The organism is Mesorhizobium temperatum, from assembly GCF_002284575.1.
Classification (GTDB): Bacteria; Pseudomonadota; Alphaproteobacteria; order Rhizobiales; family Rhizobiaceae; genus Mesorhizobium; species Mesorhizobium temperatum.
The window spans coordinates 77,759-102,146 of sequence record NZ_NPKJ01000019.1; the positions used below are offsets into that span (position 1 = coordinate 77,759).

21 protein-coding genes are annotated in these 24,388 nt (G+C 63.1%); 5 read left to right on the plus strand and 16 right to left on the minus strand.

Features of this window, described 5'->3' with window-relative positions; translation table 11 throughout:
* Window positions 1–227: 227 nt before the first annotated feature.
* From CIT26_RS04280 to CIT26_RS04305, 6 genes are all read right to left on the minus strand, one after another.
* A complete protein-coding gene (locus tag CIT26_RS04280; protein WP_095491412.1) occupies window positions 228–2,939 on the minus strand; it encodes a CoA-binding protein in 2,712 nt (903 codons plus the stop codon).
* Window positions 2,940–2,951: 12 nt separating this feature from the next.
* Window positions 2,952–4,235 carry an ATP citrate lyase citrate-binding domain-containing protein gene (locus tag CIT26_RS04285; protein ID WP_095491413.1) on the minus strand — a complete coding sequence of 428 codons (1,284 nt, stop codon included), beginning with the start codon at window positions 4,233–4,235 and terminating at the stop codon, window positions 2,952–2,954.
* A 193-nt stretch (window positions 4,236–4,428) separates the two neighbouring features.
* Window positions 4,429–5,205, minus strand: coding sequence for an ABC transporter permease (locus CIT26_RS04290; protein ID WP_095491414.1), 777 nt, complete (start codon window positions 5,203–5,205; stop codon window positions 4,429–4,431).
* Complete coding sequence (locus CIT26_RS04295; RefSeq protein WP_095491415.1) at window positions 5,189–6,019, minus strand: ABC transporter ATP-binding protein; 831 nt, start codon at window positions 6,017–6,019, stop codon at window positions 5,189–5,191. The genes CIT26_RS04290 and CIT26_RS04295 overlap by 17 nt, the downstream gene beginning before the upstream one ends.
* Window positions 6,020–6,032: 13 nt before the next feature.
* Complete coding sequence (locus CIT26_RS04300) at window positions 6,033–7,034, minus strand: ABC transporter substrate-binding protein (protein ID WP_095491416.1); 1,002 nt, start codon at window positions 7,032–7,034, stop codon at window positions 6,033–6,035.
* Between the two features lie 45 nt (window positions 7,035–7,079).
* Window positions 7,080–8,162 carry a 4-oxalomesaconate tautomerase gene (locus CIT26_RS04305; RefSeq protein WP_095491417.1) on the minus strand — a complete coding sequence of 361 codons (1,083 nt, stop codon included), beginning with the start codon at window positions 8,160–8,162 and terminating at the stop codon, window positions 7,080–7,082.
* A gap of 104 nt (window positions 8,163–8,266) precedes the next feature.
* Between CIT26_RS04305 and CIT26_RS04310 the strand changes: the two genes are divergently transcribed.
* The gene (locus CIT26_RS04310; protein ID WP_095491418.1) at window positions 8,267–9,187 is read left to right on the plus strand and encodes a LysR family transcriptional regulator; all 921 of its coding nucleotides are present in this window, start codon (window positions 8,267–8,269) and stop codon (window positions 9,185–9,187) included.
* 310 nt (window positions 9,188–9,497) lie between these two features.
* On the opposite strand, the gene CIT26_RS04315 is transcribed toward CIT26_RS04310, so the two are convergent.
* A complete protein-coding gene (locus tag CIT26_RS04315; protein WP_095491419.1) occupies window positions 9,498–9,896 on the minus strand; it encodes a RidA family protein in 399 nt (132 codons plus the stop codon).
* Between the two features lie 365 nt (window positions 9,897–10,261).
* Between CIT26_RS04315 and CIT26_RS04320 the strand changes: the two genes are divergently transcribed.
* Window positions 10,262–11,410 carry an alpha-hydroxy acid oxidase gene (locus CIT26_RS04320; protein WP_095491420.1) on the plus strand — a complete coding sequence of 383 codons (1,149 nt, stop codon included), beginning with the start codon at window positions 10,262–10,264 and terminating at the stop codon, window positions 11,408–11,410.
* Window positions 11,411–11,806: 396 nt separating this feature from the next.
* On the opposite strand, the gene CIT26_RS35630 is transcribed toward CIT26_RS04320, so the two are convergent.
* Entirely contained in the window at window positions 11,807–12,448 is a 642-nt protein-coding gene (locus CIT26_RS35630; RefSeq protein ID WP_143747784.1) for a cupin domain-containing protein, read from the minus strand.
* Here CIT26_RS35630 and CIT26_RS04330 point away from each other — a divergent pair.
* Complete coding sequence (locus tag CIT26_RS04330; protein ID WP_095491422.1) at window positions 12,426–12,998, plus strand: histidine phosphatase family protein; 573 nt, start codon at window positions 12,426–12,428, stop codon at window positions 12,996–12,998. The two genes, CIT26_RS35630 and CIT26_RS04330, sit on opposite strands and share 23 nt — an antisense overlap.
* A 170-nt stretch (window positions 12,999–13,168) precedes the next feature.
* Window positions 13,169–13,963 carry an inositol monophosphatase family protein gene (locus CIT26_RS04335; protein WP_095491423.1) on the plus strand — a complete coding sequence of 265 codons (795 nt, stop codon included), beginning with the start codon at window positions 13,169–13,171 and terminating at the stop codon, window positions 13,961–13,963.
* On the opposite strand, the gene CIT26_RS04340 is transcribed toward CIT26_RS04335, so the two are convergent.
* Genes CIT26_RS04340 through CIT26_RS04350 form a run of 3 tightly spaced genes read right to left on the minus strand, consistent with a single transcriptional unit; the run spans window position 13,953 to window position 18,339 of the window.
* Window positions 13,953–15,029 (minus strand): ABC transporter ATP-binding protein, encoded by a 1,077-nt coding sequence (locus CIT26_RS04340; protein ID WP_095491424.1) that lies wholly within the window; start codon window positions 15,027–15,029, stop codon window positions 13,953–13,955. The two genes, CIT26_RS04335 and CIT26_RS04340, sit on opposite strands and share 11 nt — an antisense overlap.
* On the minus strand, window positions 15,029–17,311 hold the full coding sequence (locus tag CIT26_RS04345; RefSeq protein ID WP_095491425.1) for an ABC transporter permease: 2,283 nt from the start codon (window positions 17,309–17,311) through the stop codon (window positions 15,029–15,031). The genes CIT26_RS04340 and CIT26_RS04345 overlap by 1 nt, the downstream gene beginning before the upstream one ends.
* A gap of 2 nt (window positions 17,312–17,313) precedes the next feature.
* The gene (locus CIT26_RS04350; protein ID WP_095491426.1) at window positions 17,314–18,339 is read right to left on the minus strand and encodes an ABC transporter substrate-binding protein; all 1,026 of its coding nucleotides are present in this window, start codon (window positions 18,337–18,339) and stop codon (window positions 17,314–17,316) included.
* A 191-nt stretch (window positions 18,340–18,530) separates the two neighbouring features.
* Between CIT26_RS04350 and CIT26_RS04355 the strand changes: the two genes are divergently transcribed.
* Window positions 18,531–18,989 carry an NUDIX hydrolase gene (locus CIT26_RS04355; RefSeq protein WP_095491640.1) on the plus strand — a complete coding sequence of 153 codons (459 nt, stop codon included), beginning with the start codon at window positions 18,531–18,533 and terminating at the stop codon, window positions 18,987–18,989.
* A gap of 274 nt (window positions 18,990–19,263) precedes the next feature.
* Here the strand turns inward: CIT26_RS04355 and CIT26_RS04360 are convergent, their stop codons facing one another.
* The 5 genes from CIT26_RS04360 to CIT26_RS04380 all read right to left on the minus strand — a co-directional run bounded on the left by CIT26_RS04360 (window position 19,264) and on the right by CIT26_RS04380 (window position 24,348).
* Window positions 19,264–20,538 carry an RNA polymerase sigma factor gene (locus tag CIT26_RS04360; protein WP_095491641.1) on the minus strand — a complete coding sequence of 425 codons (1,275 nt, stop codon included), beginning with the start codon at window positions 20,536–20,538 and terminating at the stop codon, window positions 19,264–19,266.
* Window positions 20,539–20,569: 31 nt separating this feature from the next.
* Entirely contained in the window at window positions 20,570–20,920 is a 351-nt protein-coding gene (locus tag CIT26_RS04365) for a YciI family protein (RefSeq protein WP_095491427.1), read from the minus strand.
* Window positions 20,921–21,455: 535 nt separating this feature from the next.
* Window positions 21,456–22,379, minus strand: a complete 924-nt coding sequence (locus tag CIT26_RS04370) for a DUF6492 family protein (RefSeq protein ID WP_095491428.1) — start codon at window positions 22,377–22,379, stop codon at window positions 21,456–21,458.
* Entirely contained in the window at window positions 22,376–23,182 is an 807-nt protein-coding gene (locus CIT26_RS04375; protein WP_095491429.1) for a WecB/TagA/CpsF family glycosyltransferase, read from the minus strand. Before CIT26_RS04375 ends, CIT26_RS04370 begins: the two co-directional genes overlap by 4 nt.
* Window positions 23,179–24,348, minus strand: a complete 1,170-nt coding sequence (locus CIT26_RS04380; protein WP_095491430.1) for a glycosyltransferase — start codon at window positions 24,346–24,348, stop codon at window positions 23,179–23,181. The genes CIT26_RS04375 and CIT26_RS04380 overlap by 4 nt, the downstream gene beginning before the upstream one ends.
* Window positions 24,349–24,388 lie beyond the last annotated feature (40 nt).

Genomic DNA, 24,388 nt, shown 5'->3' on the forward strand with positions numbered 1-24,388 from the left:
CTTCTTGCCCCACCCTGCACCACGCGGACCGCTTCACGCAAATTGGCATCCGGAATGACCGTTTCGGGCCAAGCCGGACATCCATTCGGGCGAAGCAAATGATCGCTAAGGGTGTGGGTTCCGGTCATTCTTAAAGTCAAAGCCAAGGCCGGTGTGGGATCAGTTCAGTATTCCGCGGCGGCATCGCGATGGTGCGGACCGCGGGCTGGTGGCGGGTGGGGTCGCCATCAGACCACGAAGCCGCAGGCGGGCGGGGGGGTGCGGGTGTCCATGTTGCGGCCGCGGTTCAGGTGGTCGTCGATCTCGGCGGCCGCGCCGATCATGCGACCGTATAGGAAGACGGTGAAGGCAGCGGTCTCCAGGTCGCGCTCGGTCAGGGTGCCGGACTTGAAGTCCTTCCACAGCAGCGCCAGCAGCAGCGCCGCAATTACCGCGTCAACGTTTACGCAGAAAACGTAAGGCGAGGCCCCCTGATCGTGGAGTGCCTGGACGAGCTCGCGGTAGAAGGCGTGGAAGACGTTGTACTTTCCTTGCCGCGCCATGAATTCCGCGATGAAGCGCTCGCGCGGATCGTGGTTGACGGGCTTACCTTTGAAGACCGGGTGATGGACGCCGGGGAGCGCGCGGACCTCAGTGCCGAGCTCCTTGGCCTGGGCCTTCTCGCGGCGGTACGTGCGCGCGAACGCCGTCGCCATCGCCTTCAGGTCGAGGCCGTGGGCTGGATCGGAGGGGTCGGTCAGCCCGGCGTCCTTGAATTGCTCGAGCAGGAAGGCCATGCCCTCGAAGCCGTTGCCGCCGTGGCTGTAGCCGGTATGGGTAAGGAAGCCGACCATCGCCTTGTTGATCTGCACGCGCGCGGGCGTCTGTGGCCCGTCCGCCGAGACCGCGCCCTTGGCACCCTGAGCCGAGATCGACCCAGGGCCGTTCGAAATCAGGAGCCCGACGAGCATCTGCAGCGGCAGCGCCTCCTCGGGGGTGGGCTTCTTTCCAGTCATGGCGAGGAAGCAGAGGTCGGCCATCGTCCATTGCCCAAAGCGCTCGTCGCGTGGGATGCCCCATAGCGAGCCCGACCGGTGGTGCTCGCCGGGGATTGTCGCGCCGACCATGACGCCATAGAGCCTCAGGTACCAGGGCAGTGTCTCGGCGGTAAGGCGCGAGATGCGCTTGCGCATCAGCGGCCCCCAGGCGATCGTCGTGGCGATGGCCGCGAGAATTGCGTCCCGCGACAACCGGCCGCCCAGGCCTCCAAGGAACTTCAGGAACGCCGACCTGCCGCCGCGGGCTGCGATCGCCGCGAGCATCGCCTCTGGACGCGGGTCGGCGGCCTCGGCCTCGGTGGCCAGGAACAGCGCCCGAGTGGCATCGTCACAGACAATCCCCGAGGCGTCGAATTCCTCGTCGCGCCCGTCCCTGAGGCCCGAATGGGCGAAGAGCCCGATCAGTGCCCGGGTGCAGCCGAGCGCCCGCTCCACGCGCTTCGGCCCGACGATGGCGGCGGCGGTTGCCATCACCGCATTCGGAGCATTGCCGGCCTCCCGCGCCGCGTCGGCGGCGACGAGGATCGGGTCGCCGACGAGGTTGACCTCGGCTGCGACCGCGACGTCGAGCATCGCCCGGTCGTTCTCGGTGGCGATCTCGTGCACGAGCGGCAGGGCGAAGGTCGCCTCCAGCGGCTCAAGCGCGAGATCGAGCACTGAATGGCCGTGCACGCTCGTCACCTGGGTTTTCGGGTCCATGACCGACGCGCCGGACTTGTCCTTCATGTTCTGCCGCGCGACCACCGCCCCGACCTGGGCGCCGAGCGCGGCGATCTGGCCGGCGTAGGGCTCGGGCGCGGTGACGGCCGGCATGGCGAGTTCGGGCGGCAGCCGCAGGCCCTGGTCGTTGGCGACCCAGGGCTTTAGCGCGAGGTCCCCACGCGGCGCGAAGTCGGGCGCGGCGCCGTTGAGCGCCATCACCGCGGTGAGGGCGGCGGGGATGTCGGCGATGTTGGTGACGACGGCGCCCTTCGCGGACACGACCGGGTTCTCGGGCGTGAAGAGGCCTGGCACGCCGAAGGCCCCCATGAACCAGCGCTCCTTGTCCTCGGCGCTGTCGCCCGAGCCGGCCATAGCGCCGGCATGCCCGACGGCACGGGTCAGCTTCGACTTCCAGCGACCGACGACGCAGGCGACGACGGGCTTCGTCCAGTCGATGCCCTGCTCGTAGTAGCCGCCGGGTTCGGCATAGAGCACCGCCGCCTTGGAACGGTCGTCGTTGCCGAAGGCGTGGGCGAAGTCGGGCGCGGCGTAGTGGATGTAAACGTCCTTGCCGGAGGAGACGAGCGTCGTCGTGCCCCAGCCCGCAGTGGCGAGATACTGGGCGATCGTCGTGGTGAAGCCGCCGGAGTTCGAGAAGATCGCGACCGAACCTTTGAGCAGCGACTCCTCTGGCTTGTCGCCGCCGAGCGCGCCGCCGATGCGCACGCGGTTCCACGAATCGGCGACGCCAAGGCAGTTGCCGCCGATGATGTCGATGCCGTTCGCCTGAGCCATCGCCCGAATCTCGCGGGCGTCGTGCACGGAGATCTTCTCGGTGATGATGACGATCTTGCGCAAGCCCGGGTTCACCCGCACGAGCTCGGCCACGCCGTCGCGCACGCCCGACGGCGGCAGGTAGACGACGCCGGTATCGAAGGCGTGGCCGGCGTCGAGCCCCTCGCGCACGTTGTTGTAGACCGGGATGTCGCCCACGGGCGTCTTCAGCACCTGCCCGCCGCGGCCGGGCGAGGTGCCGAAGACCACGTTGCCGCCGGAGAAGGCGTGGCTGGTCGGCGTGACCGTGCGCGACTCGCCGCCGAGGACGTTGAGTACGCAGACCCGGTCGTCGCGGGTCGCGATATCGGCCAGTGACCGGAGGCCGAGGAAATAGGGAAAGCCTTCGATGCCCTTGTGATACATGTCCGTCCTCCCTCAGGCCGCCGCGGCCTTGAGCCCCAGGGTAGCGGCGATCTCGTCGCGGCCGCCGGCGCGCATCCACGTGTCGACGCGCTTGGCGTAGTTCACGACCTCGGAGATCGCGCTGTCGAAGCCGAAGAAGCGGTAGGGCAGGCCGAGGGACTCCAGCGTCTCGGTGAGGTTGCCCATACCGCGCACCAGGTTCGGACCGCCGCGTCCTACGACGACGTAGAGCGGCGTCGGCCCGTGCGCGGCGAAATATTCGCGCAGCGCGTCGCCCATGCCGCGGAAGGTCTCGAGGATGTCGGTGTTGTTCGACTTGCCGCCGATGATGAAGAGCACGTTGGTCTGGGGGAGGAAGTGCCGGTAGCAGATCGAGGCCACCGCCTTCATCTTCTCGTAGGGCGGGTTGCCGCCGAAGTCCGACGAGATGATCGCCGCCTCGCCCAGCACCTCGGTGACGAGGCTGTTGGCGCCGCCGCCGAAGGTCGGGGCAAGGATGGTGCCGCTCTCGTTGATCACGAAGACGTCCGACTGGCCCTGATGGGTGCGGAGTTGGTTCACCTCCTGCTCGAAGGCAGAGATGTCTGCCGCGAACAGCTGGTCTGGCAGCCCGAGCCGACCCACGCGCGGATCGTCGCGGTCGAACCCGCACTTGAAGTCGCAGGCCACCGGCGTCAACCGCCCGTCGCGCCCGGGACGCATGCGGATCGGGTTCAACTCAAGCGTCGTCATGCCGTAGTGGTGCATCAGCTCCCAGAGCTTCGGCAGGTGCTGCACCAGCGGCGAGATGATCTCCCGCGGCGCGCCAATGTCCGTCAGCGCGTTCGCCACCACGAAGGCCTTGAGTCCCGTGAGCGCCTCGAAGGGCACAGTGGCGATATCGGATTTATCGAGATCCTCGATTTCCACGCCGCCGCGGTGGGTCAGCGTCATGGTCGGCGCGCGGAAATGCGTGTCGTCGGTGATGGCGAAATAGACCTCGTGCTCGGCGGGAATGCCGGCCTCGAAGGTCACGCCGTTCGCCTTGGCGAAGGCGTTGCCGTGGCGGTGCTCGGCGAAGTAGAGCCGCTCCTTTTCGGCGAGCGCGGTCTTGAGGTCCCGCGCCTTGCCGATTAGTCCCGCCTTGCCCTTCTTGCCGACGCCGCCGCGGAAGACCGGCTTGACGAAGATCAGGCCGTGGCGGGCGATCAGGTCCTGGATCGCGTCTTCGCCAGCGTCGGGCCCGAGCACCTCGGACGCGGGGAAGTCGACGTGGCCGAGCAGCCTCGACCCATAAAGCATGCCGTTGAGGTGCATAGCCGTTCTCCTCAATGACCGAGGCGTGGTTCGGTCGTTTGACCTGATGGGCACTCAATTTACGAATCTGCCGAGGTCGATGGAGCGACCAGGTTAGGCTCAGACGCTCGCGGCAACAAGCGCCCGGCTAGCCTCAGTTCCGTCGTCACTTGGTCGCCGGCCGGCATCATTGCCGACCGGCCTTCGGCACCCGTCAGGTGGCCCGGCTCTCGGTCGAATGCGGGCTCCACTTGATCAGACGGGCCTCGGCGATGTCGAGGATGCGGTCGATGATCAGCACGAACATCGCGAGGATCATAATGCCGGCGAAGACGCCGACCGCATCGAAGTTGCCTTCCGCCTGGGCAATCAGATAGCCAAGGCCGGCGGAGGCGCCAAGGTATTCGCCGATGATCGCGCCGACTACCGCGAAGCCGACCGAGGTGCGCAGCGACGATAGGATCCAGCTGGCCGCGGCCGGGAAGTAGACGTGGGTCAGCAGGCTTGAGCGCTTGGCGCCGAGGATCCGCGCGTTCGCCAGCACCACCGGGTTGACTTCCCGCACGCCCTGCATGGCGTTGAAGAAGGTGATGAAGAACACCAGCGTCACCGATAGCGCCACCTTCGACCACAGCCCGAGGCCGAGCCAGAGCACAAAGATAGGAGCGAGCACCACGCGGGGGATGGCGTTCAGCGCCTTTATGAACGGGTCGAGGATGCGATAGGCGCCACGGCTAAGCCCTAGCCAGACGCCGGCCGCCACGCCGAGGGCGGTACCAATCACGTATCCGAGCACCGTCTCGGTGAGCGTGATCGACACGTGCCTGTAGAAGCCTGGGTCGATGATCCAGGCCACGATCTGCTTCATGATGTCGAAGGGGGCAGGGAAGAAGAAGACATCGATCACTCCGGCTTCCACGCCGAGCTGCCACCCGCCGACAATGACGACCAGCAGTCCCAGCTGGATCATACGTTCAGTCATGGCGTTCATAGCTTTTCTCCACTTCGCCGCGCAGGGACGACCAGATATTGCGGTAAAGATCCATGAAGCGCGGATCGAGTTTGATTTCCGAGACGTCGCGCGGCCGGGCGAGATCGACGGGGAAGCTGTCGATCACGTGGCTGCAAGGCCCCGCAGCGAGGACGACCACGCGGTCGCCGAGCGCGATGGCTTCCTCGAGATCGTGCGTGATCATCACCACCGCGCGGCGCTCCTCCTGCCAGAGCGCGAGCAGCTCGTTCTGCATCAGGTGGCGGGTGTGGATGTCGAGCGCCGAGAAGGGCTCGTCCATCAGGATCACCTTCGGGCCGGTAATCAGCGCCTGCGCCATCTGAACACGCTTGCGCTGGCCGCCCGAAAGCTGGTGCGGGTAGCGTTGCTCAAAGCCCTTCAAGCCCACCTTGGCGAGCCATTTCATGGACTGTTCGCGCCTTTCGTTCGCGCCTGTTCCCTTGAACATCGGCCCGAGCTCGACATTTTCGAGCGCCGTCTTCCACGGAAGGAGCGCATCCTGCTGGAAAAGGTAGCCGATGTTGTTCTGGACGCCATGCACCGGCGCTCCGTCGATCGAGACAGTCCCGCTCGCCGGCTTCAGAAGTCCGGCGATGGCGTTGAGAATGGTACTCTTGCCGCACCCCGTCGGACCGACGATGGCCAGAAACTCGCCATCCGCAACAGTCAGGTTGACATTCTGGACGGCGATGAAGGTGCCAAAGGACATGGTGACCGAATCGATCGACACCATCGGCCTTGGCTTGTCCGGGCTCATCATCGTTGTTGCCGACTTCACTACGGCCAGTGCCATGACTTCCTCCTTGTCAGTTGGCGACGTTGCGCGGCGCCTTGCCAACGAAGTCGTTCGTGTAGGTCTTGGAAAGGTCGATTTCAGCCGCCGCGACCTTTTCGTTGAAGCTTTTCAGAACCGCGAGTGGGGTTTTGACGTTCTCCTCGCTGATGAGGCCATCCGTCGAGAAGATCGCCTTGGCGTTTTCGACGGCCCTGATGTAGGTCTCGCGGTCGCCGGAGATGAATTCCTTTGGCAGTTTTTCGACGATTTCTTCGGCCGAATGGCTGTCCATCCATTCGAGCGCCTTTACCGTTGCGTTGGTGACCTTCTGGATCGTTTCCGGATTGGCGTCGATATAGTCCTGGGTGGCGTAGAGAACCGATGTCGGATAGATGCCACCGTAGATTTCCTTGGCACCTTCGTCGCTACGTGCGTCTATCAGGATCTTGCCCACGCCCTTTGCTTCGATGAAAGTGGCCGCCGGGTCGTAGTTGACGAGCAGGTCGACCTTGCCCTGTTCGAGGGCTGCGACAGCAGCAGATCCGGAGCCGACGCCGATCAGCGACACGTCGTCGGCCGACAGGCCGTTCCGCTGCAGATAGTAGCGGACAAAGAAGTCGGACGAGGAACCAGGCGATGTGATGCCGACTTTCGCGCCTTTGATCGTTTCCGGCTTAGACGGGTCGAAGGTGCTATCCTTGCCGCCGGCCAGAACGAGGCCGGAATTGCGGGCGAGCTGGATGAATGCGACGACCGCCTTGTTCTGCGACTGCATCTGGATCGTGTGATCGTAAAAGCCAACGGCGATATCCGTCGAGCCAGCCACGAGCGCCTGAAGGGTCTTCGAGCCGCCCGACGCGAAGTTCTCTACGGTAACCTCCAGACCCTCCTTCTCGTAAAGGCCGAGGCCGGCTGCGACCGGGAAAGGCAGGTTGTTGAGGTTGTAGGAACCGACGCTGATGCGCACGGGTTCCGCCAGGGCGGAGCCCGCAAAGGCAACGGTTGCCGCAAGGGCGAGCATGAGCTTACGCATGATTTTCCTCCAAGTTATGTGGCGCCCTCCCGGCGGCCACGGTCATTATGCCGCGCAGACGAACTGCGTGACAGGTTTTGCGAAAACATGTCCTTCGAATAGGCGGCGGGCGGTGCGCAGGATGCCCGCGACGATCTTGCCGTTCCTGTCCTGAAGCTTGACATCGAGATGGCCGCTCGGATGCTCGATCGACAGGACCACCGGTGGTTTGCGAGTGCCGATCAAGCGGGATGCCACCGTATTTTCGGTGATGCAGGCCGTCGCAATCCCAACAGCACCTGTCGTGGCAAGCGAAGGATGGCACTGGTGCGGCATGAAATAGCGCACATTGATGTCGCCGTCTGCCCTTGGCCGGGAAATCAGCACCGGCTTCGGTATCACCTGGTTGCTGACATCACCCATACCCATTCGCTCACCGGCGGCGATGCGCAGGCTCTCCAGCCGTTCCAACAGCGCCTTGTTTCCGTTGAGTTCGGCGGCGGTCTCGAATCCGCTGACGCCGAGGGCCTCAGCCTCGAGGAGTATCATTGGCATGGCGCAGTCGATGCAAGTGACGCTGACGCCGTCGATGACCTCGTTCGGTTTGCCTGTGGGAAATAGCTGGCCCGTGCGGGCGCCTGCTGCATCCATGAAGGTAAGCGCAATCGGCGCCGCGCTGCCTGGAACGCCGTCGATCGCCGCGTCGCCGAGATAGGAGACGCTACCGTTGGGCGTCGGGACTTCTGCCTCGATCAGCTTTCCGGTGTTGACGTTGTGAATCCGGATGAGCGTCGTAGGACCCTGCACCGGCACAAGCCCCGCTTCGATGGCGAAGGGGCCGACGGCCGCAAGCATGTTGCCGCAGTTGGGTGAGATGTCGACGATCTGCTGGTCAACGCGCACCTGCGCGAAAAGGTAGTCGACGTCCGCGCCCTTGATGCTTGCGGGCCCGACGATGGCCACCTTGCTTGTGACCGGATTGCCGCCGCCAATGCCGTCGATCTGCAGCGGATGCCCTGATCCCATGACCGAAAGAAGGATCTGGTCGCGAAAGGCCGGATCGGACGGCAGATCGGAGGCGAGGAAGAAGGGCCCCTTGGAGGTGCCGCCGCGCATCAGAGCGCACGGAATGCGGATCAGATCGTTCATCGTGCGACATCCTCCCTTTCATGCGCTCGGTGGCTCAATCGTCTTGTTTGTTACGCGAATCCGATTAATATGAGAAATGCTAAAATCGGAGATTTTGATGCGTTATGAACATCAACTGTGAAATTCTGGACCTGCGCGCCTTTCTCCTTGTCGTGGAGCTTGCGAGCTTCCATCGGGCAGCGGAGTCGCTCAACCTCTCTCAGCCGGCGCTGAGTCGTCGCATTCAGAAACTCGAAGGCTCCATCGGCGCCCCCCTCTTGGAGCGGACGACGCGCCATGTGGCGCCCACCGCCGTCGGCGGGGAGCTGGTCCCGCTGGTGCGCCGGATGCTGGAGGAGTTTGACGGTTCGCTATTCGCCTTCCGCGAGCTGGGGGAGCGGCGAGGTGGTCTTGTCACCATCGCCTGCTTGCCGACGGCGGCTTATTACTTCCTGCCCTCAGTGATCCGGCAGTTCGATGCGCAGTACCCCAACATCCGCTTCCGGATTCTCGATCTTCCGGCGACCGACGGGCTTCAGGCGGTCGCGCGCGGGGAGGTCGAATTCGGGGTCAACATCATGGGTTCGTCCGATCCCGACCTGACCTTCGAACGTCTGATCGAGGACCCGTTCGTTCTCGCCGCACGAAAGGAGCATCCGCTGGCATCAAGGGATGTCCTGACCTGGCAGGATCTCGTCCCCTACCATCTCATCACCGTCCATCGGTCGAGCGCGAACCGGATCCTCTTGGATGCCGCGCTGACGAAGTCGAACCTCGCGCTGCGCTGGTCCTATGAAGTGACGCATCTCTCGACGTCACTCGGTCTGGTCGAAGCCGGTCTCGGGATATCGGTCCTGCCGCGCATGGCGACCCCGCAGGGCGACCATCCGTTCCTGGTCACAAGGCCCATCCGCGATCCCGAAATCTCGCGCACGATCGGGGTCGTGCGTCGACGCGGGGCATCGCTCTCGCCGCCCGCCGAGAGGTTCATGCGGATGCTGATTGAAACCTGGGGTGAAGCTTCAACGCCTCGAATGGCAACCTGAAACAGCATTTGGCGGATGCAGCCTGCGGATCGACAATTCGCCTGCGGAAACCGGCGAGGCCGGTCTAGGGGCAAACGCAATCAGCTGGCTGCCGCCAACGGCCGAGATGGAACGCGAGCCTAATGCTGCTGACAGCCTCATTGCTGCAACGGCCCTCACCTGCAAACCACGCGTGGTCGATGGCGGATGAATCACACGGAGACGACGGACAGCTGCCTGTTCGCCGTCTCCGTGAGGTGTGGTCGAGTTGATCAGCGCAGCTTTGTCAGCATCGACTTCACGCCATCGAATACAAAGGCAATGCCATCGATCAGGTGGACTGAGGAAGGCGCGCAATGACCTTGATCTCGAAATCAAAGCCAGCCAGCCAGTTCACGCCTACCGCGGTCCAGTTCGGGTAAGGCTGTTCACCGATCGCCTTCAGTCGGACGGTGTTAACAGCCTCCCACTGCGTGGCAGGGTCGGTGTGGAAAGTGGTCACGTCAACGACGTCGTCGAACGTGCAGCCAGCGGCCTTCAGCACTGCCGCGAGATTGTCGAAGGCAAGCTGGACCTGCTTTTCGAAAACGGGCTCGGGCGATCCGTCCACGCGGCTGCCGACCTGGCCAGAGACGAACAGAAAGTCGCCCGAGCGGATCGCCGCCGAATAGCGGTTGATCTCGTAGAGCGCCTGCCGACCGGCAGGGAAGATCGCGTCGCGTTTGGGCATTTTTTTCTCCTGTTTAAACAAGGCAGGCTAGATCGCCCAATTGTCGCTCAGCTCCAGGGTTTCAGGTCCTCGGCACTTCACAATCCGGGACGGCCATTGATATACGCCCCGTATGTCGGCATATCGGGACATACGGGCCGTATGTTAATACGCATACGCGGCGTATATTGTGCAAGGGATGGCACTGGTCGCCAAACGACGCGCAGATGTTGTGGAAGCCCGAGCGACCTTCGCGCCACGACTGCTACCGTCCCGTTGCACCGTTTGTCGTTTAGCCCGCGTCTGTTAGGCATTGCGCAGCAGTGTGCTATCGGGCAGGTGAGCCCGAGCCAACAGAGTTGAGCCCGGGCCAACAGAGCGATGAGATGCGTCTGAGGAACTGCCACAACTTCCATGATTTCCGCAGCATGGCCAAACAGCGCCTTCCCCGACCGATCTTCAACTACATTGACGGTGCGGCCGATGACGAAGTCACCTATCGGCGCAACAGGGCTGCCTTCGATGACTGCGACCTTGTGCCGAACGTCCTGCGCAGCGTGACCAGTGTGGACATGTCGGTGACCGTCATGGGCCAGAAGCTGGCGATGCCGGTCTACTGCTCGCCGACGGCGCTCCAGCGCCTGTTCCACCATCAGGGCGAACGTGCGGTGGCGGCAGCGGCGGCGAAATACGGGACGATGTTCGGCGTGTCCTCGCTCGGTACCGTCAGCCTCGAAGAGGCGCGCCGGATCAGCAATGGGCCGCAAGTCTACCAGTTCTACTTCCACAAGGACCGTGGGTTGAACCGCGAGATGATGGCCCGCGCCAAACAGGCGGGGGTAGAGGTGATGATGCTGACAGTGGACAGCATAACCGGTGGCAACCGCGAGCGTGACAAGCGAACGGGGTTCGCTATTCCCTTCAAGCTCAATCTCGCTGGCATCGCCCAGTTCGCGATCAAGCCATCGTGGGCGATCAACTACTACACACATGAGCGGTTCCGGCTGCCGCAGCTCGAAGGCCATGTCGACATGGGCGCCGGCGCGATGTCGATCAGCCGCTATTTCACGGAGATGTTGGACCCCGCCATGTCGTGGGACGACGTTGCCGAGATGGTGCAGCACTGGGGCGGACAGTTCTGCCTGAAAGGCATCATGTCGGTCGAGGATGCCAGGCGTGCGGTCGAGATTGGCTGCACCGGAATTGTCCTCTCCAATCACGGCGGTCGCCAACTCGACGGCTCGCGGACCGCGTTCGACCAGCTTGCCGAGATCGTCGATGCGGTGGGAGACAGAATCGATGTGATGATGGATGGTGGCGTGCAGCGCGGCACCCACGTGCTCAAGGCCCTCTCGCTGGGCGCAAAAGCGGTTGGATTGGGCCGCTACTACCTCTTCCCGCTGGCGGCGGCCGGGCAGGCCGGTGTCGAACGCGCACTGGAATTGATGCACATCGAGATTGAGCGCGGCATGAAGCTGATGGGCTGTGCCTCGGTCAACGAGCTCACGCCACGGAACCTGCGCTTCCGTCGGTAACAGGCGACTTCCCACCCTCAATCAGTTGGCCGCCGCCAATGGCCGCAGCGCAGTTCCGTGAGATGATCGGCGACGACCGGTCAATCGACGAGCTCGATTGGGAGGTTCGCCAGACAGTCCGAATTCACGGTATTTGTTCTGTTTTCGAGACGATACCATCGAGGTTGCGGCCCGAGATCGGTCGCTCACTCGAAAAAATGTCTGACGTCGGGTAAGGTGGAATGTTGCCGTATGGCGTGGCCGTCGGTACGACTTGGTTTGCCAGAAGCTGTCCGCGACAAGCCAGTCTCGATATGTCGTGTTATGGGCCGACCCGGACCTTCCTCCCGACAAATTGAAGGGCAAGGCCCGACCCCATCCCGGGCGTTGCGGGGGGTACCCAACTCCCCGCCAGCATCATTCGGCCGGATCGGCATCGGGTTTTCCGGTCGCTGACATGAAACAGCACCAAGATCGTCGCGGTTGCCACTTCGAGATTTCGGCGGTTTCCGCGCGTCGGACGGCTCTACGAAAACCTCGCCGACCGATGCTGACGGGCTCGCCTTCGTCCAGCTCAAGTGTGAATGCACCTTCCAGAACGTAGACCGTGACCGGAAAGCGATGCGAGTGGTAGCGTGTGCGGTCGCCCGGCTCGAGCCCGGCGAACAGGACACGTATCCCCTGCCGATCCACCTTGGCATCGGTTCCACGGCTTCGCGGTGAATCGCGTTTATTGCCTTCCTCGCAATCGCGGTGGTTGGGATGCCGCGACGGCCGCATCGGCGGTGCCATCGACAGCGGAACCATCGACATCAAACCGGAGGGCGCGGAATGAACTGCAAGGAGTTTGGAGACAATGTAGCGGTTTTGACGGCCGGAGGTCCGCTCATGGCGGCGCGATACAGAGGTTCCTGTTTCTGATATCCATTGAGGCTGTGAAAAGTGCCCGTGCAATGACGTGGATTGGTGTGTTGTTACTTCCTGCGCTTGATCAGCTCTGTTAGGCGTCGGAAGGATTTTATCAGAGCGCAACGGCATGCCGACGGCCTTCTTTATCACTCACCCAGAAGTTTCCGTCGATCCCGCCCTGCCAGTCCCGGCTTGGCGGCTTTCGGACCGTGGTATCACCCGGATGAGGGCTTTCGCGGGGAGTGCGGTGCTGTCCGGCCTGACGTCCATCTGGTCGAGATCTGAGGCCAAGGCAATTGAAGCGGCTGGCCTGCTGGCCGCAGGATTTGGTTTGCCCGTCCAGGTGGATGAGCAGCTTGGCGAGAATGACCGCTCCGCAACAGGCTTCCTTCCACCCGCCGATTTCGAACGAGTTGCTGATTCCTTCTTCGCCAATCCACATGAGAGTGCCCGCGGATGGGAGCGTGCGGTCGATGCCCAAGAACGGGTAGTGCGGGCCGTGTTTCGCATTCTAGGGACCCATCACGATGGCGACATTGCGTTCATCGCGCACGGCGGAGTCGGCACGCTCCTGCTCTGCAAGCTGTTGGATGCGCCGATTTCGCCCAGTCACGATCAACCGTTCCAGGGACATTTCTTCACTTTCGAGTTGCCGGGTTACAAGATCATCCACGAGTGGCAGCCGATCGCCGACCGGTAATCTCAACCTTTCCCTGCAAAAAATGGCCATGATTACAAACAGACAGCTAACGAAACGAATGGAAGCAGAAACAATGGCAGAATTAACTGCGTGAATGACATGATCCTGATAAGCGTAAGGCGATCGCATCTGCTTTGACCAAGAGGTGGATCAAACACAGAGCGAGTGCCATGGCCGGTGACAATAACGATCGGATGCTGTTTGCGACTGCGTTGGCGCGGCGCGGCGGCGAGCTCGGCCTGCAATATTTCCGGCAACTGGAGACACTCACAATCGAGAGCAAGGGTCATCAGGACCTGGTCTCCGAGGCCGACCGGAACGTCGAGACGTTCATCCGGCAGGAGCTTGCGGCGCAATATCCTGAAGACGGCGTTATCGGAGAGGAACACGCCGCACTCGCGGGCGGATCGGGTTACACTTGGGTGATAGATCCGATCGACGGCACTGCCAACTTCCTGCGCGGCATCCCAGCCTGGACCGTCGTCATCGCCTGCGTCAAGGAGGGTGTGACGGTCGTGGGCGTCATCCATGAACCGTCAACCGGCGAGACTTTTTATGGACGACGCGGCGGCGGAGCTTTCCTCAACGACCGGCCCATCAAGACAAGCCCGACGACCAGTCTGACGCAAGGCTCGGTCGGAACCGGCTTCTCCAATCGTCGTGAAGCTCGTGCCGTCGCCAAACTGATCGATCTCCTGCTTCAGGAGGGCGGCGTCTTTTTCCGCAATGCATCTGGTGCGCTTATGCTTGCCTACGTCGCGTCGGGCAGGCTGCTCGCCTATGTCGAGGAGCATATGAACGCTTGGGACTGCCTCGCCGGCATGCTTCTGGTCGAAGAGGCCGGCGGATTGGTCATCCCTCCCGATCCGAAAACGGTCCTGGAAGAAGGAACACTGGTCATCGCGGGCGGTAAGGGCGTGTTCGACAAGGTCCACGCGCTTTGCAAAGAGGCGTTCAGTCTGTGATCAGCACGGGTCCGCGTTCGGGAAAGCCGATGCTCACCGGCTGCCCCGCTCGAAACGCCGTATCGACATCCGGCGAGATCACGAAGACTTCGCCGAATTCCGTGGCGACTACGAATTCGAGGTGGCTGCCGACATAGGTCACTTTTTCAAGCGTGCCGGGCAAAGTGCCGGGTCTATCCGGTTCGCCAATCTCCAGGCGGCCCGGTCGCACCGCCAGCTTGGCTGGCCCTGATTTGCGGCCGCGAGCCGGCAGCTTCAGGACGGCGGATCCCAGATGCACGGTGGCGCCGTCGCCCTCGACCGACACCACCTCGCATTGGAACATGTTGGCTTCGCCGATAAAGTCGGCCACGAAAGCATTTGCGGGCTGCTCGTAGAGCTCGCGTGGCGTGCCGTCTTGAGCAATCACCGCATTGTTCATGACAATGATGCGATCGGAGACGGCGAGCGCTTCCTCCTGGTCGTGGGTGACATAGACGACCGTAAGGCCGAGCTTCTGCTGGATCTCGCGGATTTCCTCGCGCACGCGCCGGCGCAGCTTGGCATCCAGGTTCGACAAAGGCTCGTCGAAGAGCAGCACCTGCGGCTCCAGAACCAGCGCCCGCGCCACCGCGACACGTTGTTGCTGTCCGCCAGAAAGCTGGCTCGGCAGGCGGTCGCCGAAATTGGACAGTCCGACCAGCTCGAGCCCTGCTCTGGCCCTCTCGGTCGTCTCCTTCTTCCCGAAGCCGGAAAAGCCCAGGCCGTATTCGACGTTTTGGGTCACGGTCATGTGCGGGAAAAGCGCGTAGGATTGAAAAACCATGGACACATCACGATCGGTAGCCGGCAAACGGGTGACGTCGGCGCCCCCGATTAGGATCTGGCCGCTCGTTACCATTTCCAGTCCAGCGATCATGCGCAAGGTGGTCGTCTTGCCGCAGCCCGACGGTCCAAGCAGGGTGACCAGCTTCCCGGCCTCAATGAACAGCGAGATGTCATTGACGGCAGGCGCCGTGCTCTTGCCGTAGATCTTGGTGACGTTCTTGAATTCGACTGAGGCGGCATTGCTGCGAATTTCGGCCATCATCCGCCTCCCGAGATCGCCGGCTGTGGACGCGCTGAGACCGCCTGGCTGACATTGGTGCGCGACTGCGCCAGATCGCCGTCGAGACCACGCCTGCCAATCATGCGGCTGCCAACCGCAAGCTGCATCAGGCCGATAACCGCCAGCATCACGCCGATCAGGACTGCGGAATAAGCGATGGCGATGCCATATTCGTTATTCTCGACGCGGCCGACGATGTAGCTGGTCGACATGTCGTACTGGGCGCTGACTAAAAAGATAATGGCGCTGATGGCGGTCATGGCGCGAACGAAGGAATAAACCAGCGCCGCGAGGATGGCCGGCCGCAGCAGCGGCAGCACCACCTTTCGGAAGGTTTGCCAGGAGTTAGCCCCGAGAGTCAGGGAGGACTCGTCAAGGCTGCGGTCGATCTGCGACATCGATGCGACACCCGCACGGACCCCGACCGGCATGTTGCGGAAGATGAAGGAGAGCACCAGGATGATGCCGGTGCCGGTGAGCTCGATCGGCGGCACGTTGAACGCGATCACATAGGACACGCCGATCACAGTGCCGGGAATGGCGAAGGACAGCATCGTTGCAAATTCGAAGGTGTCCTTGCCGGCAAAATTCTGGCGGACCAGCAAATAGGCGGTCAAGAGTCCGACGGCCGCGGTCAGCGGCGCGGAGATCAACGCTATTTCCATGGTGGTCCAGAACGAACTCCAGGCCGAGCCGCGCCAGTGGATGCCGAACTCGTTCCACCCGATGGAGAATGCCTTCACGTAGTGTTCAAAGGTCAGAGAGAAATCGACGCCCCACAGCTTGACGAAGCTGCCGTAGAAGATCGTCACATAAATCAGCAAGGTAAAAAGCGTCCAGACCGCGGCCGCCGCGAAGACGAGATTGCGGAACGTTGCCGGTAGATGCGGGTGAACGCCGGCGTCGCCTTTGCCGGAGACGGTCGTGTACGACTTTTTGCCGAGCCAGAATCGCTGGGCGTAGAAAGCCCCGAGCGTAAAGAACAGGAGTACGAGGGCGAGGATCGCCGCCTGCGCCTGGTCGTATTGTGCGCCGACGATGGCGAAGAAGATCTCGGTGGACAGCACGTCGAAATTGCCGCCGAGCACCAGCGGATTGCCGAAGTCAGCCATGCTCTCGATAAAGCCGAGCAGAAAGGCGTTGGCCAGACCCGGCCGCATCAAAGGCAGAGAGACGGTGATGAAGGTCTGCCAGCGATTGGCGCGTAGGGTCTGGGCGGCCTCCTCCATGGACGGGCTGACCCCCTCGACCACACCGATCATCACCAGAAAAGCGATCGGCGTGAAAGCGAGCACCTGGGCGATCAGCAGGCCAGGCAGGCCATAGACCCATCGCGTCGGTTGGACGCCGATTAGCTCGGCGAAACCCAGGTTGATGGCGCCCGAGAGGCCGAACAGAAGAATGATGGCGAGGCCGATGACGAAGGGTGGTGTGATGATCGGCAGCACGGTCAGCGCGCGCAACAGCGCGCCGTAGCGAAAGCCGGTACGCGTCACCACCAGGGCAAAGACCAGGCCGAGTGCGGTGGTCATCACGCCGACGAGGATGGCGAGAAAGAGCGAATTCCAGGCGACGCCGCAGCGCGGGCCGCCGAAGAGGCAACCGAGACTCCAGAGCCGGTCGCTGGAGAGTTTCGCGAGAAAGATCGGAAGCGAATAGTCGCCCTCTTGTGTGAGCAGCGCGCTCCCCAGCATCTGGCCGATCGGCATGAAGATGAAGATGGTGACCACAGCGACGACGAAGCCGATCGAGCCAACCACGAATTCGTCGCCGGCCACCGCGCCGCGCGCCGCAAGCCCGAGGGTGAACAGGAACAGGAACGCGCCGCCTACCAGCAGTGCTCCCCAGCCCATGCCGAACTGGCGGTTGTCAAGCTCGCCAAAGAGCGAGGTCAGCCATTGCCACTGGAAACCACGCAGACCAATGCCGAAACCTTGAAGCAGGAAGTAGGTGACGCCGGTCGCGCCGACGACGATTAGCAAATTCCCAAAGAAAGGATCGGACTTCCGGCGCCCCCATAGCAGGAGCGGTGCGAGAAGCAGCGGGCCGAGGGGTGCGAGCCAGAGTTTCTCGCCTTGCAGCACAAGGAAAAGCGCCGGCGCGACGTCATCGTCAAGCGGATAGCCGTCCAACAGCCAGGACAAGGTGAACAAGTTGCCGTCCAACCCGTACCAAGGCAGCAGCGTATAGCCGACCAAGCCGACCGCCGTCCACAGGACGACGGTCGGGTGAAGCGCGCTCGTGGCAGTGCGGACGCGCATGATTACTGCGGCAGGGTCGAGACCTCCGTATCCCACTTCTGCAGCAGGCGCTTGCGCTCGGCGCTCGATCCATACTTCTTGAAGTCGTAGTCGATGAGCTTGATGGTCGACAGGTCGGGCGACAGTTCGGACGCGGTGGCGTTCTTATTCGAAGGCAACTGGAACTGCTTCACGTCCTTCGCCCTCGACTGCATCTCGGCGGTCAGCGCCCAGTCGTAGAACTGCTTTGCTGCTTCCGGGTTGCGGGCGCCCTTGATCAGCGACATCGAGCCGATCTCATAGCCGGTGCCTTCGCAAGGCGCCACCGTGACGACCGGGAAGCCGGCTGCGGTCTGCGTCACCGCGTCATGCATGAAGACGATGCCGATGGTCGTTTCGCCGAGACCCGCGGCCTTAATCGGAGCGGAGCCGGACTTGGTGTACTGGTTGATGTTGGCGTGGAGCGCCTTCAGGTATTCAAAACCCTTGTCCTCGCCCATCAGCTGAACCATCGTGGCGAGCATCGTATAGGCGGTGCCCGATGAGTTCGGGTTGGCCATCTGGATGTGGCCCTTGTATTCCGGCTTGGTCAGATCGGCCCAGCATTTCGGCTCCGGCAGGTTGCTCTTAGCCAACAAATCCTTGTTGTAGCCGAAGCCGAGCGCACCGGAGTAAACGCCGATCGTCTTGTTGTTGGCGGCTTCCGCCTGCTTGATCGCCCAGTCATGGAGTTCGCCGCGCATCGGGGACGTATATTCCTCAGTCAGCCCCTCCTCGGCGGCCTGGAGATGAGGATCGCCGGTGCCGCCCCACCAGACGTCGCCCTTCGGGTTTCCGGCCTCGGCGCGCAACTGGGCGTATGTCTCGCCGGAGCTCTTGCGGGTCATGTCGACAGTGATGCCGGTCTTTTCCTCGAAGGTAGTCTTGATCTGCTGGCACCAGGCCTCGTCGGCGGCGCAATAGAGGGTGAGGCTGTCGGCGTAAGCCGAGGTGGCGGCAGAGACGAGCATTGCAGCCGTTGCCGCCAGACGGACATAGGTCTTTTTCATGTGCGCATTTCCTCCCATTGTTTCGCCGACTAATAAGTATAAGGCTCTGCTGCGGCGGCAACCAGATTGGGAGCTTTTGTGCCGATTTGCAAATCGAGTCGGTGGCGGCTGGAACAGGGCTGTCCATATATCCTCCCGCAACGACGGTCGATGTTAGAGTCAGCCGCGTCGTCAATGAGATCCAGGATTTGATGGTCAAAGAAAAGCGGATCGTCCGCGTGGCGAAGAAGGGCAAACCGATCAGGCAGGTTGCGGCAGTTCCGTTCCGGCTTGACGGCCATGGTAACGTAGAGGTGATGCTGATCACCTCCAACACGACCAACCGCTTCATCGTACCGAAAGGCTGGCCGATGAAGGGCATGAGCGGAAGGAAGGCAGCAGTCACCGAAGCATGGGAAGAGGCCGGCGTTGTTGGCGAGGCGTTGAAGGAGCCACTGGGCGTCTACACCTATTGGAAGCGCCTTTCCGGCCACTTCGTGCGGGTGACCGTCAAGGTTTATCTGCTATCGGTCGTCGATGTGCAGCCTGACTGGAATGAGCGTTCCCAGCGGCAACGCGCCTGGCTCTCGCCGGCCGACGCAGCGGCCCTAATCGATGAACCGCAACTGGCCAGTCTCGTTAGATCGATGACTCAGGCTCGTGTGCTCTGAACCACCCGTCGGCTACATCTATCGGCGAAAGTCCGGCGGATGCCGCATCTCGCCCACAGAGCGGACCCTTGCCGCGTTTTACGCTAACGTCGGCAGATGGCGCAACCGCGACCTGCTGGGGCCAGGGTCGCGAACTGACCCTAAGCTGCCGTTTCACGGAACCACCTTGGAACGCCGGCTCGGGGGACAGCGGACGTTCAGCGATATCCACGTCAGACCTTGCACAGGGAAATGACAAAAGCCCCGGTCGACCATGTCCTTGTCTGATCAGGGATTATGATGACATCGCTGCGTCGGCCGCCTCGGCGGCGCGACGTCTCAGCAGGTCATGTTCCCGCTTGTTGCCCGCCAGCGCCGCGGCCGCTTCGAACGCGGCGCGCGCCTCCTCGTAGCGGCCGAGCTTGTGGAGTAGGTCGCCGCGAACGCTCGGCAGCAGGTGATAGCCTTTGAGCGCCGGCTCGCGCGTAAGGCGGTTCACGATCACCAGCGCCACTTCTGGGCCCTCGGCCATGCCGACGGCAACCGCGCGGTTGAGGTCGATGATTGGCGAGCGCACGACAGCCGCCAGTTCCGCATAAAGTCCGGCGATGCGCGACCAGTCGGTATCGCCCGCCGTCCTCGCCTGGGCGTGGCAGGCGATAATCGTCGCCTGGAGGACGTAAATGCCGCCGGCTCCACCTAATTCGCGTGCTCGCCCGAGCGCCTGCATCCCGCGCCGGATCTGGAGCTGGTCCCAGAGTGCGCGGTTCTGGTCCAGCATGAGGATTGGCTCGCCCCCTGCATCAGTACGCGCCGCCGTGCGCGAGGCGTTCAGCTCCATCAGAGCGAGCAGTCCATGGGCTTCAGGCTCGTGCGGCACGATGGAGGTGAGCACGCGGCCTATGCGAAGCGCTTCATTGCAGAGCTGGGGGCGCAGCCAGTCCTCGCCGCGCGCCGCGGTGTAGCCTTCGTTGAAGATGAGGTAGACGACCTCCAGCACCGAGGAGAGCCGCTTTGAGAGCTCCTCGCCGCTTGGGGTCTCGTAGGCCAGCCCCGATTCCGAAAGAGTCCGCTTCGCGCGCACGATGCGCTGGGCGATCGTCGCCTCCGGCAGCAGGAAGGCCCTGGCGATCTCCTGGGTTGTCAGGCCGCAGATCATCCGCAGTGCCAGCGCCGCGCGCGCCTCGTGCGACAGTCGCGGGTGACAGGCGGTGAAGATGAGCCGAAGCAGTTCATCGCCTATGTCGTCGTCAAGAGCCGAGTCAAGGTCGGGCATGGCCTGCTGCTCCTCCTCCATGTCCCAGGCGACAATGTCGTGCTTGCGCTCGAGCATCCGGCTGCGGCGCAGATGATCCAGGGCCCGGCGCTTGGCGGTCGCCATCAGCCAGGCGCCGGGTTTTTCGGGAACGCCTGTGGCGGGCCACCGCTCAAGGGCGGCCAGCAGGGCTTCCTGCGTCAAATCCTCGGCCAACGGCACATCGCGCAGCATCCTCGCCAGACTGGTGATCAGCCGGGGCTGCTCGATCCGCCACACGGCGAGGATCGTGCGATGGGCGTCGGCGACCGTCATGGCCGCCGACCACGTCTGCAGGAACGTCGCCTCAAGGGCCGGCAAACGCGCGGACCTCGCACGTGCCCTCCCAATCCGGCATGAAATCCTTGTGGAGCTGCATGAACTCGACCGCCGACGCCACAGCCTCTTCCTTGTTCCGGAACTCCATGATCGCGTAGCCGCCGATGACCTCCTTCGTCTCGACGAACGGGCCATCGATGACGCTGAGCTTCCCATCGGCGATGCGCACCTGCGCGCCCATCGCGACCGGCGTGAGCCCGCCCATGTCGACCATGCGGCCGGCCCTGATTTCCCGGTCGGCGAGCTTGTTCATCGCCTCGATGAGTTCCGCCGTTGGCGGTCCGGCGTGGGCGGAAGTGACGAAGGACATGAAGCGCATTTGAGAACTCCTCCTGAGGCGAGCCGCGGACGTGATGGCCGCTGAACAGTCTCGCTAATAAGTCGACGAACCAGCCCTCGGCGGATCGACATGCGCTTTGAATAAAATCACGCCCGGGCTCTAAAGACGATGGGAGAGTGAACAGGTCCGATTGACCAACCCCATCTAACGTCGACAACTCGTCCAGCGTCGTGAGTTGCGTTGCCGTGTCAATTTTGGCGGCTAGGAGGCTGCTTGCGCATTCTTGAGGGGCAGTGGTTCTAACTTCCGCTAAGAGGTCAACTCCCGCCGATGGACTTGTGTCAACTGAATGGCCGGTTCTGGCGCAACCACGACCTCCAGCGTGGTCCCCGGCAAGGTCTGCTTTCAGGAAGAGGCAAACCTGATCTCTACGGCTGAGATGCGGCGCACAACGGCCGTTCCGTGAGTGGAGTTGTGAGAGTCGTCTTCGGGTCAGATCGCGTCATGCGACGCTCCAACTAAACATCTGCGAGGGATCGAACCCGGTCGTTAGAGTGATCGGGTTTTGACCTTGCTAATCGAGCCCGATCAGACGGCGGATGCGGCCGATATCTGTGCCGATGAAGGATTGCATCCCGATGGCCACCTGTTCGCCCGCCATGGCGGCGACGAAGCGGCGGAACTCGTCATCCGACAGCGCTTCGCCCGTCCAATGGACGCGGCAGAACTCCTCTGGGCGGTGGAAATGGCCGGCGCCGTCGAGCACGTCGTCGACATAGCGGCCGTAGATCATGCATTCGGAGAATTTGCGCGCCGCGCCGACGATTTCGACCCAGTTGCGGCCGTGGACCTTCTCGATCCGCGCGCACATCGCCGTCACGGTTTCGCGGCGCCAGGCAATCAGCGTCGAAATGTAGTCGTGGGTCGAAACCTCCGATGGTTCGATGCCGAGCGCCAAACCGGCATTGCGCGACCAGATGCGATGCTCCTCATGGCCTTCATCCGACAGCACGCCGTCGCGGCGGAACAGACGCACCTTGCCATCGCGCCAGAAGGCGCTGCAGTCGAAAGGTTTGAGGAAGGCCACGTCGGAATCGCAGAAGACCAGCACGTCTTCGCCGGCATGCGCTGATATCGCGATGCGGCGAAGCTGCTGCACATGCCAGCCGCGCAGCGGCATGGTCTTCAGGCTGAGCCAGATGCGCCGGCGGAACAGGCTGAGCGGATCGTCGAAGGCATGCAGCCAGCGCGGCAACAGGTCCCGCTCATCGACGACCGTGCGGCGGGTGTTCTCCAGCTGGCGAAACAGCGCCATGTCGCGATGCTCGACAAGAATATAGTGGTGCGCCACGCCGGAAACATAGCGGTCGAGGGTCTCGCACAGCAGGCGGCAACGCTCCAAATCCGGCGCATAGCTTGCCGTCACGACCGCCGCCGTCGGCGTCCGGCGAAGGACATCGGCTTCGGCATCGGGGCTCGGTATGAACCGGCTGTTCAACGGTCTGCTCCGCGGCCTGCTCTGGCAGGAGCGGGCCTGCGCAAGAATTTCTGGCCGATGACGCGCCACAGGAACAGGGGATTGCCGACCACATAGCGGCGCCAGAGGCGATCCGGTTCGATCCACAGCCGAAACAGCCATTCGAGCCTGAGTCGGCGCATCCACAGCGGCGCCCGCGGCACCGTGCCGCTCAGGAAATCGAGCAGCGCGCCGACGGCGATCGGCAGCGTGCAGTGGCGCGCATCGATGTGGCGTGCGATCCACAATTCCTGGCGCGGCACACCCATGGCGACAAGCAGCACGTCCGGCCGCAATCTGGCGATGCGATCGACGATCGCCGGCTCCTCGGCGGGGGAGAAATACCCGTCATGGATGACCACGAATCGGTGCTGCAACGCGAGCGCCGCCAGCTTCTTCGACGCCGCTTCGGCGTTGACCTGCGTCGCGCCGAGCAGCCCCACGGTCAGCGGCCTGGCGGACGCCTGCAGGAAAGCAGGGATGAAATCGGTGCCGTTGAGATTGTCCGGAAACGACGCCCCATAAAGCAGCTTCGCCGCCAGATCGACGCCGACACCATCCGGCAGGATTAGAAAATCGTCGAGCGCCTCGGCAACCACCGGGTCCGTATAGGCGACATTGGCGTTGTGCGCGTTGAGAAAGCTGACCTTGGTGAAGCGCCGCTCTGCAATCAACCGGGTCAGCAGCGCGACCGCGTCGTCCCAGCGGATGGCGAGGACCGAGATGCCCAGGATCGATTTCAAAGTGTCGACCCCGAACGCGACGCGGGCGGTGTGCATATTCATGCAAACACCTCCTGGCTGACGGGCTCGAGCTTTTCCAGGCCGAGCCTGATTGCGGCATCGAGCGCCTTCACCTGCCGGCGATGGAAAGCGCTGCCGTCGACGTCCCTGACATCAGCCGCTGCTGCTTCCAGGGCGCCGGCGAAGGCGACCGGATCATCGGTCACGACGCAATTGACCGGGCGATGGTCGATGCCGCGCAGCGAATGGCTGGTGGCGACGGCAGGCAGGCCGAGTTCGAAGGTTTCGATGGTCTTGAGTTGCACGCCGCTGCCGGAGGTGCTGATCAGCGGGATGACGGCGGCGCTGCGCACGAAAGCCTGCGCGTCCGGCACGCGGCCGACGAGATCGACGCCGGGATGCGCGGACGTGACGCCCGACGGCACGCCGCCGGCAATCCTGACCCGGAAATCGGGCCTGAGATGCGGCACCACTTTTTCCAGGAACCAGTCGAGGCCGATGCGGTTCGGCTGCCAGGTCCAGGTGCCGATCAGCGCCGCGTCGCAGTCGATACGGCGCGGTTTTTTTTGCACGGGCGGCTCGCATGTCACCAGCGGCAGCACCGCCGAACGGTTGTCGGAGGCGACGCCGAGTGCTGAGCGATCTTCCTCGGCCAGCGTGAAGACGAAGCGTGCCCGGCGGCAAAGCCGTTCTTCCACGGCCTTGAGCAGCCTGGCCTCACGGCCAAACAACCGGCGCTGGAAAAGGCCGCCCGCGGCAGCGGCGTTCTCCTGCGCCGAACGATGCTCGACATTGTGGGCGACGAAGATCGACGGCCGGTCGCCGAACAGCCTTTCGAAGGCACCGGCGAACTGCACGGAATTCAAGACATAGCCATCGAACGGGCCGGCGCGTTCGACGGCGGCGCGGACCTCGCTGTCGGCGACCACGCGCAGCTTGACCGACGCGAAAGTGAGGCCTGAGAGCATCGCCTTTGCAAGCCAGCCAAGCTTTTGCAGCGATGATGCGCTTTCGGTGCGCACATCGACGGCACCGAGCACGATGGTGTTTTGCGGATCGCTCGCAGGCTTGCCCGGCCAGGTGAAGCCGATCACGGTGACGCGCGCGCCGGCGCGCCGCAACGCGGCGATGATCGCGGCATTGGCGATCTCATAGCCCGAGGCAAGAGCACCGTCGGGCACGATCGATGTGGCGAACAGCAGATGCATCTCACCTATCCAGTGCTGACCAGCTAGCAAAGCGCGGTGA

Coding starts and splice junctions, on each gene's coding strand:
- CIT26_RS04355 (WP_095491640.1), top strand. CDS start 18,531: ATGGTCAAAGAAAAGCGGATCGTCCGCGTGGCGAAGAAGGGCAAACCG.
- CIT26_RS04330 (WP_095491422.1), top strand. CDS start 12,426: ATGCCGACGGCCTTCTTTATCACTCACCCAGAAGTTTCCGTCGATCCC.
- CIT26_RS04315 (WP_095491419.1), bottom strand. CDS start 9,896: ATGCCCAAACGCGACGCGATCTTCCCTGCCGGTCGGCAGGCGCTCTAC.
- CIT26_RS04380 (WP_095491430.1), bottom strand. CDS start 24,348: ATGCATCTGCTGTTCGCCACATCGATCGTGCCCGACGGTGCTCTTGCC.
- CIT26_RS04285 (WP_095491413.1), bottom strand. CDS start 4,235: ATGCACCTCAACGGCATGCTTTATGGGTCGAGGCTGCTCGGCCACGTC.
- CIT26_RS04335 (WP_095491423.1), top strand. CDS start 13,169: ATGGCCGGTGACAATAACGATCGGATGCTGTTTGCGACTGCGTTGGCG.
- CIT26_RS04310 (WP_095491418.1), top strand. CDS start 8,267: ATGAACATCAACTGTGAAATTCTGGACCTGCGCGCCTTTCTCCTTGTC.
- CIT26_RS04295 (WP_095491415.1), bottom strand. CDS start 6,019: ATGGCACTGGCCGTAGTGAAGTCGGCAACAACGATGATGAGCCCGGAC.
- CIT26_RS04300 (WP_095491416.1), bottom strand. CDS start 7,034: ATGCGTAAGCTCATGCTCGCCCTTGCGGCAACCGTTGCCTTTGCGGGC.
- CIT26_RS04375 (WP_095491429.1), bottom strand. CDS start 23,182: ATGAATATGCACACCGCCCGCGTCGCGTTCGGGGTCGACACTTTGAAA.
- CIT26_RS04340 (WP_095491424.1), bottom strand. CDS start 15,029: ATGGCCGAAATTCGCAGCAATGCCGCCTCAGTCGAATTCAAGAACGTC.
- CIT26_RS04360 (WP_095491641.1), bottom strand. CDS start 20,538: ATGACGGTCGCCGACGCCCATCGCACGATCCTCGCCGTGTGGCGGATC.
- CIT26_RS04280 (WP_095491412.1), bottom strand. CDS start 2,939: ATGTATCACAAGGGCATCGAAGGCTTTCCCTATTTCCTCGGCCTCCGG.
- CIT26_RS04305 (WP_095491417.1), bottom strand. CDS start 8,162: ATGAACGATCTGATCCGCATTCCGTGCGCTCTGATGCGCGGCGGCACC.
- CIT26_RS04365 (WP_095491427.1), bottom strand. CDS start 20,920: ATGCGCTTCATGTCCTTCGTCACTTCCGCCCACGCCGGACCGCCAACG.
- CIT26_RS04345 (WP_095491425.1), bottom strand. CDS start 17,311: ATGCGCGTCCGCACTGCCACGAGCGCGCTTCACCCGACCGTCGTCCTG.
- CIT26_RS04320 (WP_095491420.1), top strand. CDS start 10,262: ATGCGTCTGAGGAACTGCCACAACTTCCATGATTTCCGCAGCATGGCC.
- CIT26_RS04290 (WP_095491414.1), bottom strand. CDS start 5,205: ATGAACGCCATGACTGAACGTATGATCCAGCTGGGACTGCTGGTCGTC.
- CIT26_RS04350 (WP_095491426.1), bottom strand. CDS start 18,339: ATGAAAAAGACCTATGTCCGTCTGGCGGCAACGGCTGCAATGCTCGTC.